At 59.3% G+C, this 14,941-nt stretch carries 12 protein-coding genes and 6 pseudogenes; 4 read left to right on the top strand and 14 right to left on the bottom strand.

All coding sequences use genetic code 11. The annotated features are described in order from the left end of the window. A partial coding sequence (locus HNQ71_RS34320; RefSeq protein WP_184879502.1) for an extracellular solute-binding protein occupies positions 1-666 on the bottom strand: 666 nt, incomplete at its 3' end. Positions 667-1,169: 503 nt separating this feature from the next. On the opposite strand from HNQ71_RS34320, the pseudogene HNQ71_RS34315 reads away from it, so the two are divergent. Next, positions 1,170-1,607: pseudogene (locus HNQ71_RS34315) on the top strand (transposase); the annotation flags it as partial. 246 nt (positions 1,608-1,853) lie between these two features. Here HNQ71_RS34315 and HNQ71_RS34310 read toward each other — a convergent pair. The 5 genes and pseudogenes from HNQ71_RS34310 to HNQ71_RS35410 all read right to left on the bottom strand — a co-directional run. Then, positions 1,854-2,612, bottom strand: a pseudogene (locus HNQ71_RS34310) (IS110 family RNA-guided transposase); the annotation flags it as partial. An 83-nt stretch (positions 2,613-2,695) separates the two neighbouring features. Beyond that, a complete protein-coding gene (locus HNQ71_RS35420; protein ID WP_343068335.1) occupies positions 2,696-3,307 on the bottom strand; it encodes a tyrosine-type recombinase/integrase in 612 nt (203 codons plus the stop codon). A gap of 169 nt (positions 3,308-3,476) precedes the next feature. Next, complete coding sequence (locus tag HNQ71_RS35415) at positions 3,477-3,698, bottom strand: site-specific integrase (RefSeq protein ID WP_246462544.1); 222 nt, start codon at positions 3,696-3,698, stop codon at positions 3,477-3,479. Then, the gene (locus HNQ71_RS34300; protein ID WP_184879496.1) at positions 3,695-5,062 is read right to left on the bottom strand and encodes a tyrosine-type recombinase/integrase; all 1,368 of its coding nucleotides are present in this window, start codon (positions 5,060-5,062) and stop codon (positions 3,695-3,697) included. The genes HNQ71_RS35415 and HNQ71_RS34300 overlap by 4 nt, the downstream gene beginning before the upstream one ends. After that, positions 5,059-5,688 carry a site-specific integrase gene (locus HNQ71_RS35410; RefSeq protein WP_246462543.1) on the bottom strand — a complete coding sequence of 210 codons (630 nt, stop codon included), beginning with the start codon at positions 5,686-5,688 and terminating at the stop codon, positions 5,059-5,061. The genes HNQ71_RS34300 and HNQ71_RS35410 overlap by 4 nt, the downstream gene beginning before the upstream one ends. A 549-nt stretch (positions 5,689-6,237) precedes the next feature. On the opposite strand from HNQ71_RS35410, the gene HNQ71_RS35405 reads away from it, so the two are divergent. Then, on the top strand, positions 6,238-6,507 hold the full coding sequence (locus HNQ71_RS35405; protein ID WP_343068336.1) for a group II intron maturase-specific domain-containing protein: 270 nt from the start codon (positions 6,238-6,240) through the stop codon (positions 6,505-6,507). A 351-nt stretch (positions 6,508-6,858) separates the two neighbouring features. On the opposite strand, the pseudogene HNQ71_RS34285 reads toward HNQ71_RS35405, so the two are convergent. Continuing rightward, positions 6,859-7,270: pseudogene (locus tag HNQ71_RS34285) on the bottom strand (transposase); the annotation flags it as partial. 273 nt (positions 7,271-7,543) lie between these two features. Here HNQ71_RS34285 and HNQ71_RS34280 point away from each other — a divergent pair. Beyond that, the gene (locus tag HNQ71_RS34280) at positions 7,544-8,536 is read left to right on the top strand and encodes a D-alanine--D-alanine ligase family protein (RefSeq protein WP_184879493.1); all 993 of its coding nucleotides are present in this window, start codon (positions 7,544-7,546) and stop codon (positions 8,534-8,536) included. A 223-nt stretch (positions 8,537-8,759) separates the two neighbouring features. On the opposite strand, the pseudogene HNQ71_RS34275 reads toward HNQ71_RS34280, so the two are convergent. From HNQ71_RS34275 to ectB, 7 genes and pseudogenes are all read right to left on the bottom strand, one after another. Continuing rightward, positions 8,760-9,285 (bottom strand): annotated as a pseudogene (locus tag HNQ71_RS34275) (IS630 family transposase); the annotation flags it as partial. A gap of 83 nt (positions 9,286-9,368) precedes the next feature. Continuing rightward, a complete protein-coding gene (locus tag HNQ71_RS34270; RefSeq protein ID WP_184879490.1) occupies positions 9,369-9,668 on the bottom strand; it encodes a hypothetical protein in 300 nt (99 codons plus the stop codon). Positions 9,669-9,908: 240 nt separating this feature from the next. Continuing rightward, positions 9,909-10,398 (bottom strand): annotated as a pseudogene (locus tag HNQ71_RS34260) (IS91 family transposase); the annotation flags it as partial. A gap of 10 nt (positions 10,399-10,408) precedes the next feature. Beyond that, positions 10,409-11,150 (bottom strand): annotated as a pseudogene (locus tag HNQ71_RS35625) (tyrosine-type recombinase/integrase). A gap of 273 nt (positions 11,151-11,423) precedes the next feature. Beyond that, positions 11,424-12,122, bottom strand: coding sequence for a hypothetical protein (locus tag HNQ71_RS34250; protein WP_184879487.1), 699 nt, complete (start codon positions 12,120-12,122; stop codon positions 11,424-11,426). A 49-nt stretch (positions 12,123-12,171) separates the two neighbouring features. Beyond that, on the bottom strand, positions 12,172-12,591 hold the full coding sequence (locus HNQ71_RS34245; RefSeq protein ID WP_184879485.1) for an SET domain-containing protein-lysine N-methyltransferase: 420 nt from the start codon (positions 12,589-12,591) through the stop codon (positions 12,172-12,174). Between the two features lie 151 nt (positions 12,592-12,742). Further along, positions 12,743-14,050 (bottom strand): diaminobutyrate--2-oxoglutarate transaminase, encoded by a 1,308-nt coding sequence (gene ectB / locus HNQ71_RS34240; RefSeq protein ID WP_184879469.1) that lies wholly within the window; start codon positions 14,048-14,050, stop codon positions 12,743-12,745. A 563-nt stretch (positions 14,051-14,613) separates the two neighbouring features. On the opposite strand from ectB, the gene HNQ71_RS34235 reads away from it, so the two are divergent. After that, on the top strand, positions 14,614-14,757 hold the full coding sequence (locus tag HNQ71_RS34235) for a hypothetical protein (protein WP_246462539.1): 144 nt from the start codon (positions 14,614-14,616) through the stop codon (positions 14,755-14,757). Positions 14,758-14,941 lie beyond the last annotated feature (184 nt).

The following is a 14,941-nucleotide window of genomic DNA, read 5'->3' as shown; positions in this document are numbered from 1 at the left end:
CTTGAGCGCGGTGGTGCGGGTCAGCCACATGAAGCCGGCATCATATTCCCCGTTGCGGAAGCCCTGTGTCGTCTGGTCACCCGTCGTCCGCCACAAGCTGACGTTTGGTCTCAACTCGTCGAGCTTCTTGAAGGCGCGGTCGACATCCATCGGATAGAGATCCTTGATAGCGATACCGTCGGCCACGAGTGCTACGGTCAATTGCCGCCAGGCGTCCGACTGGGAGGGCATGGCACGCGCGCCGGGGAAGGTCTCGGTGTCCCAGAATTCCTGCCAGTTCGCGGGGCCACCATTTGGGAAACGCTCCTTGTTGTAAGTCAGAAGCGTAGCGCCGCGGCCGAAGAGAACGCCCGATGCCTTGCAAGTGCCGGAGGGCAGATCGGCGCGGTTGCTGAACTGGGCGCAGAAGTCTGAAATGTCGTCCGCCCTAGCCAAGTGGTCCGGCGCCTCCGCGTCCATTTCGCCTTCGATGAAGATGTCCCAAGTGACGTTGCCGGACGCGATCATAGCCTGCACCTGGGCACGCCGTTCGGCGGTGTTGCCGGACGGGACGACGACAACCTTGATGCCGGTGGCCTGTTCGAAGGGGCCGAGCCAGTTCTCGCGAATGACTTTCTCATAGGCGCCGCCATTAGATACCAGGACGACTTGGCGGTCCTTCGCCATCGCCGGGCCGCAGACACGGTCTGCGAGAATGCCGTGAATGCATAAAGGCCAATCATGAGTTTGGTCCTCATTTTAGCGTCTCGGATGATGATCGTTGACACAAGGTGGGGTCGCGGATCATCGGGAAACTCCGAGGACGAAAGCGTCTCTCGCAATGCCAATATCTGACGCGACCCGATATGCTGCTGTCCTTCCTTCGTTCCATCGATCGCGATGTCTCCCAAGACATGAATATCGGTCGGCAGCTCCTACCGCCTCGCGACAGGGGAGTTTCAAAAGTCGTGCCAATTGCGCAGTAAGAGTTTCGGGCAGAAGTTTCCGCTTACTAGTCAATGGCTTACATGAGAGTGCAGCAGGAAGCTGAGCCGAACACCACTGTGTCGCGGACTCGATAAACCCGACGTAGGTGTCGGTTACCCGGCGTCCTCCCGGGAATGGCGGACAGGATTCCTCCGCGGTTAAGAGGAATTCACGCCCCATTTCCACCGCGTTCCGCGCTGTCGAAAACCATTCTGCCGGCCGAGCAGCTCAGGCCAAAGCTGATGCGCCGGCGTGCGCAATGGATGCGCTACCAGACCCGCATTGACCCGACGCGCCTGGTCTTCCTGGATGAAACATGGGTCAAGACCAACATGGCACCATTGCGCGGCTGGGGTGTGCGCGGCAAGCGGCTGATGGCCCACGCGCCATATGGCCATTGGAAGACGATGACCTTCATCGCCGCGCTACGCCATGATCGGGTAGAGGCGCCTTGGGTCATTGACGGCCCGATCAATGCGCAGGCCTTCCGCGTCTACGTCGAAACCGAACTCATCAAAACACTGAAGCCGGGTGACATCGACAATCTTGGCTCCCACAAGGGTCAAGCCGTCCGCGACATCGTCAGGGCCGCTGGCGCAAGGCTCTTCTTCCTGCCGCCCTACAGCCCAGACCTCAATCCATGTATGGATGGCTCCTGCGGGTCAAGGGTGTCGGGTCGGATTTGGTGAACAGGTCGGTTGCGGCCATGTATACGGCGTCTGAATGTGCAACGGGATCGCTGCGCGCCCTGATGAATATCCGCTTGGAGAACAGGTCCCACTCAATCGAGCGCGCTCGAGGCGCTTCGGATTGATCGGGGTGTCCTGGTTCTTCGTCTCCATTTGTTCGCCATCACCTCACTTTGTCCTGACCATTCCGAGAGCCTGTCAGGCTGCCTGCGGCTCGTAACGCGATCCGTCCCTAAGGACGGCGAAGATTGTTCTTGCCATGCGATGCGCCAAAGCGATGGCGACGACCTTCGCCTTCTTCCGATTCAACATGCTTGATAGCCAATCCGATCTCGGCTCGCGCTTGAGTCTACGTTCTAAGCATGATCTGCGCCATGGCGCCCAGATACAGCAAACGTCGGATATAACGGTTGCCCATCTTCGAGATCCGGCCCACCCTCTGCTTGCCTCCGGTGGAGTGCGGTTTGGGCGTGAGGCCGAGCCACGCCGCATAGTCTCTCGCACAATCAAAATTGACATCCGGCGTCGTCGCCGCGATGATCGTCGCCGTCAGCATCCCCACACCAGGGATCGTAGCCAGACGCTGGCTTGTCTCGCTTTGCTCGTAGGTCTCTTCGATGTCATCGGTCAACCGCTCGATCCGCTTGTTCGTCTCAGCCAACTGATCGAAGAGCAAACTCACGGGCATCCGGGCCACTTCCGGCAGCAGATCCAGTTGTTCCTTCAATCGATCGACGTTCTGCGCGCCCTCCGCCGCTATGACGCCGAACTCCGTCATGTGGGCTCGGATAGCGTGCCGATCTGCGTGCGTTGGCGAACCAGAAAGTCCCGCGTGCGGTGAAGAACCAGAACCGACGAGCAGGCTTCGCTCTTGATGGCGACAAACCGCATGGGAGGGCGCGTCACGGCTTCACAGATGGCGGCCGCGTCTGCGGCATCCGTCTTCCCACGCTTTACTAATCACGAGGTCCCCATAATGCGGAGGAGCACGGCCTGATCGGTGGATTTTCGCCGTTCTTGTCCATGTTCCTCCGCATTATTCAGAGTGTGTCGAGCCAGGCGAGCACGCTTGCATCACGCTTCCAAGATGGCTGGCCGCCGGGTGTGGCTGGAACGGCGACCTTTTCCAGGGCTTTCCGCTTCGTTTCCAGATTGGCCCTGGCATAGTGGTTGGTCGTGTCGAGGCTCACATGGCCGAGCCAGCTTCGGATGACCGTAACGTCGACGCCCGCCGAGATGAGGTGCACGGCGGTGGCGTGCCGGAAGGCGTGTGGCGTTACGTGCTTGGCACGCAGCGTTGGCATGGTTTCGGCCGCCGCCTTCACGTAGGCGGCGAGCTTGAACCGGACTCCCGAGGCGCTGGGCGGCTCACCATAGCGGTTGACGAACAGCCGCTGGTCGGGCGCCCGCGGTTGCCGTTCAAGCAGTTTCTTCAGCAACATCACGGTTTCCGGCCATAGCGGGCAGATACGTTCCTTCCGGCCCTTACCGGTCAGACGCACGCAGTTCGGGCTTTCGAACCGGATTGCTTGGGGGCACAGGTCGAGCGCTTCCTGTATTCGTGCGCCGCTGTTGTAGAGGAACGAGAACAGCGCATGATCGCGCATGCCCTCAACGGTCGAACGATTTGGCTGAGCGAGGATCGCCGTCACTTCCGCCGGATCCAGATAGCAAGGTGCCGACACCGGAGCGCGCTTGATCGGGATGTGGAGGATTTCGACGCATTGAGCGATCGATGCGGGATCCCTGGTGGCCACGAAGTGGAAGAAGCTGCGGATCGCGGCAAGCCGGCAGTTGCGCGTGCCGATCGTACCGCCACGTTCACGTTCGGCGTGACGGAGAAACGGCGACCTCGCTGGCGGCCAGATCGGCCAGCGTGATCATAGCCACCTTCTTCCCAGCACGCTGTGCAACGAACCGAAGCAATAGCCGCCAGGTGTCGCGGTAGGACCGGACTGTGTGGATGGACGCGTTGCGCTGCTCGACCAGCCATTCATAGAAGAACGCACGCATCAGATCCGGGAACCGATCATCCCTGCTCATGACCGCACCTCCTGCCGCAGATTGAGGCATGGTGCGCCAACTGCCCGGAACCGCTCATTTGCATAATGCAGCAGGTCCTGCGTCACGGTGATGTAGACCAGGGTAGAGTTGATGTCCCGATGGCCGAGGTAGGTCGCGAGGAACGGCAGGCGATCCTGTGGATTGATGTCCGTCCGGTACCATTCGAGGATCCTGTTCACGACCATCGAGTGACGCAGATCATGAACACGAGGGCCCGTTTTTCCTCGCAATGGCTTCAACCCAGCGCGGCGTATGACGTCGGCAAGCAGCCAGGTGATCATTTCCGGCGTGTAATGGCCGTCGCCTCGCTCGTGCCAGAACAGGCCGGAGCGCGCGTCCTGTGATCCACCGGCACGCCGCCGCGCATCGATGTAGGCCCGAAGCTCGACTACAACGCTGTCGGGTAGCGGCAGAATCCGGGTCTTGAAGAACTTGGTCTGCCGGATGGTTATCGTACCGTCCTGCAGGTCGACGTCACCAAGATCGAGACGGGCAAGCTCGCCGCGCCGTAAGCCTGCGCAATAAGCCAGCAGCAGCATCGTGTACATGCTCCGCGGTCGAAGCGGCACCCGTGGCGACGGATACGTACGTGCGACGTCGAGCATCCGTCGCACGTCGGCATGGCGAGTAGATATGGGGCTTCGCCATTGCCTGGCGGCCTGCTTCCTCGGTCTCGGGTCCGGTCGCCGCTTAGGCATCGACGGGTCGCGGTGACGAAGGATTTTCGCCAAGACGCGCTTGAGCTTTTCGCATTCCTCCGCGTGGTGACGCGTGCCATTCGTTGCCGCCCATCGATCGATCATGGCGCTCAGCGGTTCGGTTTCCGGTCCCGGATGCGACTGCAGGAACCGGTCGAACCGCAAGAGCAACAGGGACTGCGAAGTGTATTTGTATCCTCTGCGCCGCATCATCGCGACATGCTCGGCCATCATTTTTCCCAGTACGCTGCCGAACGGGCTAGGCTGGCGCAGTTCGGCAAGAGCCTGTTCCGGATCCCGCGACGCCAATGCCCGCCAGATCGGCATGCTCTGCTTGATATTGCACTCATCGCGCAGAGCGGCGACGGGATTGCGTTCGATCGCGCCGATTTCCACCAGGCGTTCGAGGAACCGGTCAATGGTGCGGGTGCGGTGCAAGAGCGTGGATGCCGCCCGGCGAATGGCTGATTCTCGTAGCCAGGCCAGCAGCACTTCTTGACCGAGTGCCTCGTAACGTTCGGCGACATCCTGGAAGCCATGCAAGACCTGCCGATAACAGGTTCGGCTTTTCATGCTGCGCAGATCAAGGCTCGCGACATAGCGGCCGATGTTCGCGCGGTCGGGATCGGGCCAGCGGGCGGTCATGCCAGCACCTCCATGCCCGGCACGTCAAGCGCGATAGTCCTGAGGTCCTCGGTAGCAAGCTTGAGGTAGGGAGCCGTCGATCCTGTCGAACGGTGTCCCAGGAGGTCGCCGATGACCTTTTGAGGCACCGCGGCCCGCAGCATTTCGACCGCGTGCGCATGACGGAAGATATGAGGTCCACACTTACCAGGCGGTTGGACGCCAGCGTCACGGAGCCGCCGGCGAACCACGCTGTAAAGCTTGTCGAGCTTGCGATAGGGCGCGCGCGTGCGGATGAAGATCTCCCTGGCATCGGTCACGGGCCGTCCGGAACGCAGATAGGCGAGCACCGCTTCGCCGACCGGCTCAAGCAGGGGCAGGAATGTGGTGGCTCGCGTCTTGTAGTGTCGAACATGGATGGCTTCCGTTCGCCAATCGATGTCCTCGATCCGTAGATGGCGGATCTCTCCAGACCGTAGACCGTAGGCTGCAAGGAGTTGCAGGATTGCATGGTCTCGCAAGCCCGCCGATGTCTTGTCCTTCTTGGCGCTCTCCAGCACAGCGGCTATCTGGCCGCGGTCCAGTACTGACGGTATTCCTTCGTATGCATAAAGCGTCGGGGCTATGACGTGCCCTGACAGGTCCATCGTGACGCGACCTGTGATGTGGAGATAACGCAGCAGCGAGCGAAGCCGCTCTGCTACAGCCTTCAGTGAGCAGCGCGTCAGTTTCGGCGCGCAAATCTATATAGCGGTCAACGTCATTAATGCTGAGGCCCGTCCACCCGTCGATGCCGCTATCGTTCTCCCAGGCAAGGAAGTTCCGTGCTTCCCACATCAACGCTGCGACGCTGGAGCAAGCCAACCCGCGTTCCTCACAAATTTCGTATTCGTCGCAAGTTGCAAATCGGGCCACATCGGCCGCGCAGATAGGCTCGATAGCTGGTGGCCATTGACCGTGAGCAAGCCGCAACAGGGCATGAATTCCGGAGCGCGGAACCTCGTGCCAACGCGCGCTGGGACGTCGACCACGCTCCTTTTCGAACATTACGATCGCGTTCTGGAAGACCGCCTGAAGCTGACGTTGAATATGGAAAAGACCCATATCACCCACGTCGATGACGGGTTCGTCTTTCTGGGGCATAGGATCATTCGCAAGCTAGGGTCGAACGGGCACATGTCCGTCGTCACGACGATATCCAGGAAAAGGCCAAGGCGTTTGTTCGCAAACTGACCGAGACCCTTTCCGGCAATCATGATGTTGGCAAGGTCGACATGGTGGACGGCCTGAACCGCCAACTGGCGGGGTGGGCGGCCTTCTATAAGTTCACCGACTTCACAGCGCGCACCTTCCGGCATGTTGACCATGTCGTGTTCTGGAAACTGGCGCACTGGCTGGCACGAAAATATCGGTCACGTATCAAGCCCCTTGATGCGGAGCTGGTATCGAGCGCCGGATGCGGGTAAGGCAAAAACCTGGCTCGTCTACGGACGAAGTGAACGCGGAGACCGTGCTGGCAAAGCGTTGCGCCGAATGGTATCGAGTCTCAAGGCGCAGTTCCGATGGCGGAAACCGGAGATCAATCCATACATCTTCCGGAGCGAATCTCGCAGCACCGTTACCTCAAACTATCATGATGTTGCTATGGCCCTGGGCCAAGATTGAATAGGGAGCCGTATGTGCTGAAAGGTGCACGTACGGTTCGGGGAGGAGAAGCGCAGCAGCGCTTCTTACTCCACTCGCACTGCCGACCCGCTTCGTTTATGTCGCCGTCATTCTGGACGCGAGCTATGCTGGAATTTGGGTGACGAGGCTGATCAAGCGGCGCTCTGCGCCTTCGTTTCGATGACCTCGATTCCGTCCAAGAACCTGGCACCTGCGATGAGTTTCGGCAACTGATTTTGTCCTTTCAATCGTCGCCATGTCCTTGGCCGCGGCCATGACCAGCTTGAAGACCATCAGCCTGCCGGTTTTCGAGGATAGCGAGCTCTTGGTACGCACCGTGCGGTGGCGAACGGTGGCAAAGACGCTTTCGATGGGATTGGACGTTCGCAGATGATCCCAGTGTTCGGCGGGGAAATCGTAGAACGCCAGCAACGCATTCTGATCTTTCGTCAGGCACTCGACCGCCTTGGCATATTTCGCGCCATATTTTTCGACGAAGACGGCAATTGCCGTCTCGGCCGAGGCCCGGTTGGAAGCGAGATAGATTTCGCGCAGGTCAGGACGACTCCATGCTAAGCACCAAGAGAACACGAGGTCGTGTTCAGCCGTGTCCGGTTGAAGACGTCTATGTCTGGAACCCGACATGCTGGGGCGCAAGGACCGAAGTCGCGGTGCGAAACACGTGGTTTTGCCCCTCTTGTTCGCACAACTTCTTCGGTGGCACGCCGATTGCATGGGACACGGTGAAGGGCGCGGGGTCCAGACGAGCTGCTCCCCTCAATCAACCAAATCCGAGCGAATGAACGTGACAGCAGGCAAAAATCCAAGGAGAAGCTCATGCGGGTAGCCGTCGTGTGGAACCATGATCATGCGGGCGTGATTAACCGGTTCGGTCAGCCTAGTCCGGAGTACAACGATCGCGAGAAGGGCGAAAGCCTGGTGGCGGCATTGCAAGAGGGCGGCCATGAGACGCTGCTGTGCGAAGGCGATAAAGGACTGCTCAGTACGCTTGAGCAATTCATGCCCCCCGATCCGCAAGGCCGCCCCTCCGGAATCGTATTCAACTGGTCGGGCGGAATTCAGGGGGAGTGCCGTTTCACCCACGTTCCGGCCATGCTCGAGATGGCCGGCGTTCCGTACACCGGATCGGGCCCGCTCGCGTTTGGGCTGGGCGCCGACAAGGTCATTACCAAGATGCTCATCCGCGATCAGGGCGTGCCGACGCCGAACTTTCGCGTGATGCGTCGTGGCACCGAGAGTACCGGCGACCTGCGATTCCCAGTCGTGGTGAAACCGCGCCACGAAGCCAGCAGCCTCGGATTGCAGCTCGTACATGAACATTCTAAGTTGAGGCAGGCCGTGGAAGTGATCGTCACGCAGTATGCGCAGGATGCGCTCGTGGAAGAATACATCGAGGGGCGGGAAATCTGTGTTGCGCTGCTTGGAAACGGAGAGCTCGAGGTGTTGCCTCTGGTGGAGCAGGACTTCGGCGATCGCGAAACGCGTCTTATGACTTGGGATGCGAAACACGTGGCGGCCGCGGCGGTGCCGAAGATTTGCCCGGCGCAAATCGAGAGCGGGCTGGCGACGGTGCTGCGGGATATCTCGGTTGCGACCTTCCGTGCCTGTCACTGCCGGGACTATGCTCGCGTCGATTTCCGGATCGATCGCTCCGGCCAGCCGTTTGTCCTGGAGATCAACTCGCCGGAGCTCAGTATGAGCTCCTCTTATTTCCTAGCCGCAACGACCGCCGGACACAGCTACTCGAGCTTGATCAATCGCATTCTCGATGTCGCACACACGCGGTACTTCGGAATCGGCATCCGCTAGAACTCTGTTGAGCGCCATTTGATTCAGCACCAACCCAATCTTACTTCTGTTAAGAGCAGTTTCTGGCCGTTTATTGCCCCAATCGAGTTCTGCATAAAAAGAGGCGGATTCGGTAGCCTGCCTCTGTCTTTCCGTACTCGCGATCTGTGGCGCCGAGTGGACGATTGAAGACCGCCAGTGTCCGCTCCCTTGCAGGTCGGCAACTAGTGGTTCTGCACAGGGGTTATGACTCTTTGGCTGGTGTTGGATAGGCCTTGGCTAATTTGAGGCGGGCCTGCTTGGTTGAGAACATTTAGTTGATGCGGGCGCCGCTGTTGTTTCGCTGGTTTTCCCAGTCGGCAACCTCGGCAATGAGGCTGCCGCGAGTTTCGATGCGGCGGTCGAGGCATTGGCTACGCAGAACGCCGATCTCGATCTCGACCATGTTGAGCCAACTGGCTTGCTTGGGGTGTAGTGGAACTCCAGTCTTTTGAGGATGCGTCGCGCCTCTGATGGCGGCAGGGCCCGATAGAGCGCGGCGCGTGTGTGGGTCGACAGATTGTCGAGGACCAGGCGGATGCGCTCGGCCTCGGGATAATGGATATCGACGAGATCGCGCATGCAGTGGGCAACTCGTGTGCCGCACGCCGCTCGGTGACTTTGACCTTGCGCCAGGATCGGTGCGCGTCTAGGAAGACAAACAGGTTGGCGGTGCCGTTGCGCTTGTACTCGCAGTCATAACGCTCCAGCCGTCCCGGCGCGGCCGGGATCGTCCACATATGAGCCGAGTCAACGCATTTCTCGTTGTCGCATGTCCGACCAAGTCGGACATGCGAATAACTGGCGCGTTGCCTCACGTAATTTTGTTACCGACTGCCTCACCAGGAATGTTACCCGTACGCATGGTGCGCCTCGGCATCTGGAGCAAGCGGTCGATCGTCGCGGCGCTCATCGACAGGATCTTGTGGCGTATCTCCTCCTCGAGCTTCAAGGGTTCGCTGCGGCCGCGTAGCGGCCCCTGACCGCATTGGCGAGTTCCATGCGTATAGCAGGCGTCATCTTCGTCTTCATGATTCGTCCTTGGTGGTGAGGAGGCCATCATGGCGGCATTCGCCTTCACGGGTAACATTTTAGGGTGCGGCAACGAACCCACTCGGTAACATTTTCCTTGAGGCAACGCGACTGTCAATACCGGGTGAAATTTCCCCAAAAGTGCCGAAGTAAAATTCCCCAGTTATGCCGTCTCGGACGGCATGGAGTATTGGGTATTTTTCGGCGGCCGACCGCGCTGCCGTGATGGTGGAGCGAAGGACGGTGGGGTAATCAGGGCTTTCGAACGGACGTGTTCAGGCATCAATTCGGCATGCTGGCGTAGCCTGTAGCTTGGTCCTTCGATCTGAACGACGACGGCATGATGCAAAAGCCTGTCGAGAAGCGTGTGCAGCACGGCGACCACGCCGATAGCGGCGCCCAGATGCTTGGGATCGGCGGCCGCCACCCTCAAGGCTTCGGATGCGGCCTTGAACAGGATCGTATAGACCGCCGCCTTGTTCTGGAAGGCGATCTCAGCGATCTGGGCCGGCAAGTGAAGACCACGTGGAAGTACGGGACCGGCAACAACTCGGCCTGACGCTCGGCAAGCCACTGGGCGCGGGCAGGCCCTGGCACTTAGGGCAGTGGCGGTTGCGGCAGGAATTATAGGCCTGCCGCACGAGGCCGCAGTCGGTGCAGTGTTCGGCGTGACCGCCCAGGGCCGCGGTCCGGCACGCCTCCACCGCGGCCATGACCCGGCGCTCAACGCGTCCGAGATGGCCGGCATGATCACGGCGATAATCAGCCCCGTGACGGTGGAATACATCCTCCACTTCCAGATCGGGGCGCATGGCGCGCGGCTCAGCCGGGCGGCGTGATCTCCATGTGGAGTTGGTCAAAAGGACTGGCGGTCCGGCCGATCACAGCCGTTGAGACCTGGGCGTACAGTGTCGTCGTCGCCAGGCTGCGATGGCCCAGCAGCACCTGAATGATCCTTATGTCCGTGCCGGCTTCCAAAAGGTGGGTGGCGAAGCTGTGGCGAAGGGTGTGCACCGTCACCCGCTTCTCAGCGCCCAGGAACTCGCAGGCCGTTCGACAGGCGATCCCCAAGGTCTGCGGGTGAATCGGGCCGCGGCCATCGCGCCGGGGAAACAGCCATCGCCCCGGCTTGGTCAACCGCCAATAGACGCGCAAAATCTCCAGCAACTGCGGCGACAGCATCACATAGCGGTCCTTGCCGCCCTTGCCCTGCTCGATGCGAATGACCATCCGGCTGCTATCGATGTCGCTCACCCGCAGACGCGCCGCCTCCGCGGCGCTCAGCACGACCGGCAACTTGCGCGGCGTCCGGGCGTAAGCGATCCGCTCAGGCAGATCAGATCGACCCAGCGTCACGCCGTGGAAGAAACGCAAGGCGCAAACGGTCTGGTTCAACGCGCCCCACGAGACCTTCGGCCCACCAAGTGGGCCTGATAGGCGCGCACCTCTTCGTATCCCAGTTGATCGGGTGATTGTCCAAAAATCGACTGAACTTCGCCACGTGATGCACGTAGGATCGCTGGATCTCCGGTGACAAATTGCGGATCGTCAGATCTTCAATCATCCGCTGACGCAGAGGGCTTCTAGACCAGCAGGCTGCAAGGTCCGAACGTACTCGGCCCTGTCCCAGCCCCGTTCCTCCGCATTCGTCGCCCTCCGCCCGAATTGACGCGCCGGGTGACCCAATCCGAATTCCAAAGGCGAGGTATTTCGAAATGTCATTACTGCGCCTAAAGCCGGCCGAAATCGCTCGCTCCATGATGCGCGCGATTGTCACGAACGACAGATTGCGTGACTGCGGCCAGCTCTCGCGTTTGCGAAGGATCAGAGAAGGTTCTCAGCGCGTCCGCAATGCGAAAGTACCGGAGAGTGTCTTCAACAGTTCGTCTCGCGTGAGCCAAACTAGCCAGTCATCATGGCTTATCCCTAGGGCAGGCAAGCGCAGGATGGACCCGTATTCTCGATGCTGATATCCGTAGCGATCCACTACACCTTTTTCGATGTTCCAGCCGGCAACTAGCGCGTAAATCAAATCTGGGGACCATTTGGCCCATGCTAGCCCCAATGCAAGGCGACCAACAAAGCTCGTGAGGTTGCGGCCTCGAAAGTCCTCCCGCAACCACACGTCGCCATGATATGCCACCAACCCCTTCATGGTGTCAGCCGTTGGCGCGGAGCAAATGCACGAGGAACTGGGCCCGGCTTTGAGGTCAGGGTCGTCGAAGCACCCTTTGAGCGATTTAAGATGCTCAGCAAGGCTGGTGTGGGATATATCGTCTAAACGCATTGCTTGGACATGCGCTATACTTCCTTCCCGATCCCGACCGACGATCCAAAATGCCTTTCCAGGTGGGAGAGCGGAACAGTCCGGACGGAAGTGTGGAGTGGTCGGCGGCTTTCCGGGAAGTCTGCTGGTGATTCGGACATACTCGTCAAAATTCTCGCCGGTCGCAATCCGAAGGCCGGACTTGCGGGCCAGGTCGTCTAGTGCCCAGATGCTTTTTGATAGTTCCAGTATCGTAAGGTTATCGTTCATATCCGATGGTCCTTCGCTCAGCGGTTGGAAATAGAATAGGTCATACGCATTATTCTACGAAGGTGATGGTACTTGGATAATCGTTGATATTGGCATATCTGTGGGTTATCTCTTCACCAACTTGTATGTCCTTTAGCGCTACGATGCTTGCCCACGCGCCCGTGTCTTCGTCGATCCATACTATTTGTGAATTCGGGTTGGATGAGTGATTCACTATCGAAGCTAACCCGAAAACAACATACCCGGAGCGTTGATTTCTAATAGGTTTAGTTGTCGGTCGAACAAAGTAGTACTTGAACAGTCCCGTGCGCTCCAATAGTTTTTCATCCGATCTGTTAAATCCCCATGTCGGAGCTCTTTCAATTAAATCGCCGATTTTGAATGGAATATTGGCAAATACGCCGCGCCCCTTTTGAGGAACATTACTTACGTATATGGGGTTTCGCCGGTCACCGATTGCTCCAGTCATCGCGTTTTTCCTTGTCTGTACTGCTCATCGTGAGGTGCCGCGCTCACGCGGTCTACCGACTGCCACTGGGCCTCTTGCAATGGAGATGCCTTTCGACACGTCGGGCTATCAGTTTCTCTTCGTCGAGATCCCTGACGATCATCAACACCTCTCAAGCTGCCGTGTTCACGTTGCTGCCGATCACGCTTTCGATAGCGTCCTCGAAGATGTCGAGGCCTTGGCTAAGCTGATCCTCCCCAATGACAAGAGGTGGCAGACACTTCACGACCTCGTCTTTGGGACCGGCAGTCTCGACGATGAGGCCCCTCTGGAAGGCGGTGCTGATGACTTGCCCCGCAACCTCGCCCGACTTGAGATCGATGCCTCGCATCATGCCACGACCCTTGGCTGACGCTCGGCCTGGGTCGTACTTCTGCGCGATCTGCTCAAGTCGGCTTTTCAGCAGATTGCCTTTCTCCCTGACGGACGCTGCCAAGCTGTCCGTTCGCCAGAAGTGCTCCAGGGCTGCCCGGGCGGTGACGAATGCATGGCAGTTGCCGCGGAACGTTCCGTTGTGCTCTCCCGGCTCCCACTTGTCGAGTTGCCGATCGATAAGGACGAGGGCCATAGGCAGGCCATAGCCCGATATCGATTTCGCCATCGTGACGATGTCCGGGCGGAGACCAGCCGCCTCGAAGCTGAAAAACGCATCGGTCCGGCCAACACCCGCCTGGATGTCGTCTACGATCAGCAGAGCTCCGTGTTTGCGCGCAATGGCCGCCACCTTGCGCAGCCACTCCGTCCCGGCGACATTGAGGCCGCCTTCGCCCTGAACTGTCTCGACAATTACCGCCGCCGGGGCGTCCACGCCGCTGGAGGGATCCGAGAGCAGGCGATCAAGGTAGTCAGCGGTGTCCACGCTGGACCCAAGATAGCCGTCATAGGGTAGCCGGGTCACGCCGCCGAGCAACTGGCCGGCGGCTGCGCGGTGGTATCGGTTGCCGGTGCAGGAAAGAGCGCCGAGGCTCACACCATGAAAGCCGTTGGTGAAAGCTATGATGTTGGAGCGTCCAGTGATCTTGCGCGCAAGCTTGAGGGCTGCCTCTACCGCGTTGGCGCCGGTCGGGCCTGGAAACTGCACGACGTAGTCTAGTTGGCGCGGCCTAAGGATCGTCTCGTGGAACTCTCGCAGAAAAGACTCCTTGGCTTCGTTATACAGATCGAGGCCATGCGTGATGCCGTCACTCGCAATGTAATCTGCGAGCGCGGACTTCAGCTCCGGGGGATTGTGCCCATAATTTAAACTCGAGCAGCCCATGAGAAAGTCGAGATAGGCTGTCCCATCGCGCGCAAACAGCTGGGCCCCTCGCGCCGTCGCGAAAACGACGGGAAAGCTGCGGGCGTAGCTGCGAACTTCTGACTCAAGATGGTTGAAGATCGCAAATTCCTCCTCGCGATCCGACGCACTTTGGTCAGTCATCGTTGCCTCCTTATCTAGGTGGGTAGGGCGGAATGCCTGCAGGGCTGATGGAGCGTACAATGGGGCCGGTGGCTATCCTGTATTCGTTCTCATGCCGTCCTTTGAAATGGACTTCGTGGTCGAACCAGGGAGCTTGCCGGATTGGCCCACCCCAGGTCCTGAGCCACAGCTGCGAAGAACAACTTGGACGAACACCAGTGCCTCGCGTCGCGTTTCACGAAGAGGACTTCTCAAAAGTCATGCCAATTGCCGCCCAGGGAGCCTTAGAAATATTTTTCCGAGTTTTGTTCAATGATTTGACCGGGAGTGCAGCAGGCAACCAGGGCGAAAACAATGTGTCGCGGATTCGACAAACACGACAGAAGGTGTCGGTTGCCCGGCGTTTTCTCAGGAATGGCGACGGGGTTTAACAACGGGGCCGGGAGCGGATCATATTGCGATCGGCGCTGACGACGGAGCATGCTACAGGCCGGAAATTGGACTGATATAAGTGCGTCAAATGGATACTTGAGATCGCCTTTGGCGCCCTGCAAGCCGGCCTCGATCTCAGCTATGGCCCCAATATGGTGTTCTTCACATGGGCCGGCTTTGACGAGATGGACGAGGCCACTGGCGATGGCTCCGCTGAATTGCTCGACGACGGCTCGATCGAGATCCCATACGCCTACCACAACGGCGACGAGGCCATCCTCAAGGGCCACTCGTGATCCTTCTTCAACAGATGGGGTGATTGGGGTCTCGCCCGAGCCAGATTGAGGGCGGCTGCTCCTGTCGAGATGTGAGAACGTGGTCGATGTAGATCGCCACAAACATCAGGAGGAGCAGCCATGAAGTATTTTGCCGGACTTGACGTGTCTTTGGAAGAGACCGCGATCTGTGTCGTCGACGAGA

This window comes from Mesorhizobium sangaii (assembly GCF_014207355.1).
Taxonomy (GTDB): Bacteria; Pseudomonadota; Alphaproteobacteria; order Rhizobiales; family Rhizobiaceae; genus Mesorhizobium; species Mesorhizobium sangaii.
Note: the sequence above shows the minus strand (reverse complement) of the source record. Positions and strands in the feature narration are given on the sequence as shown.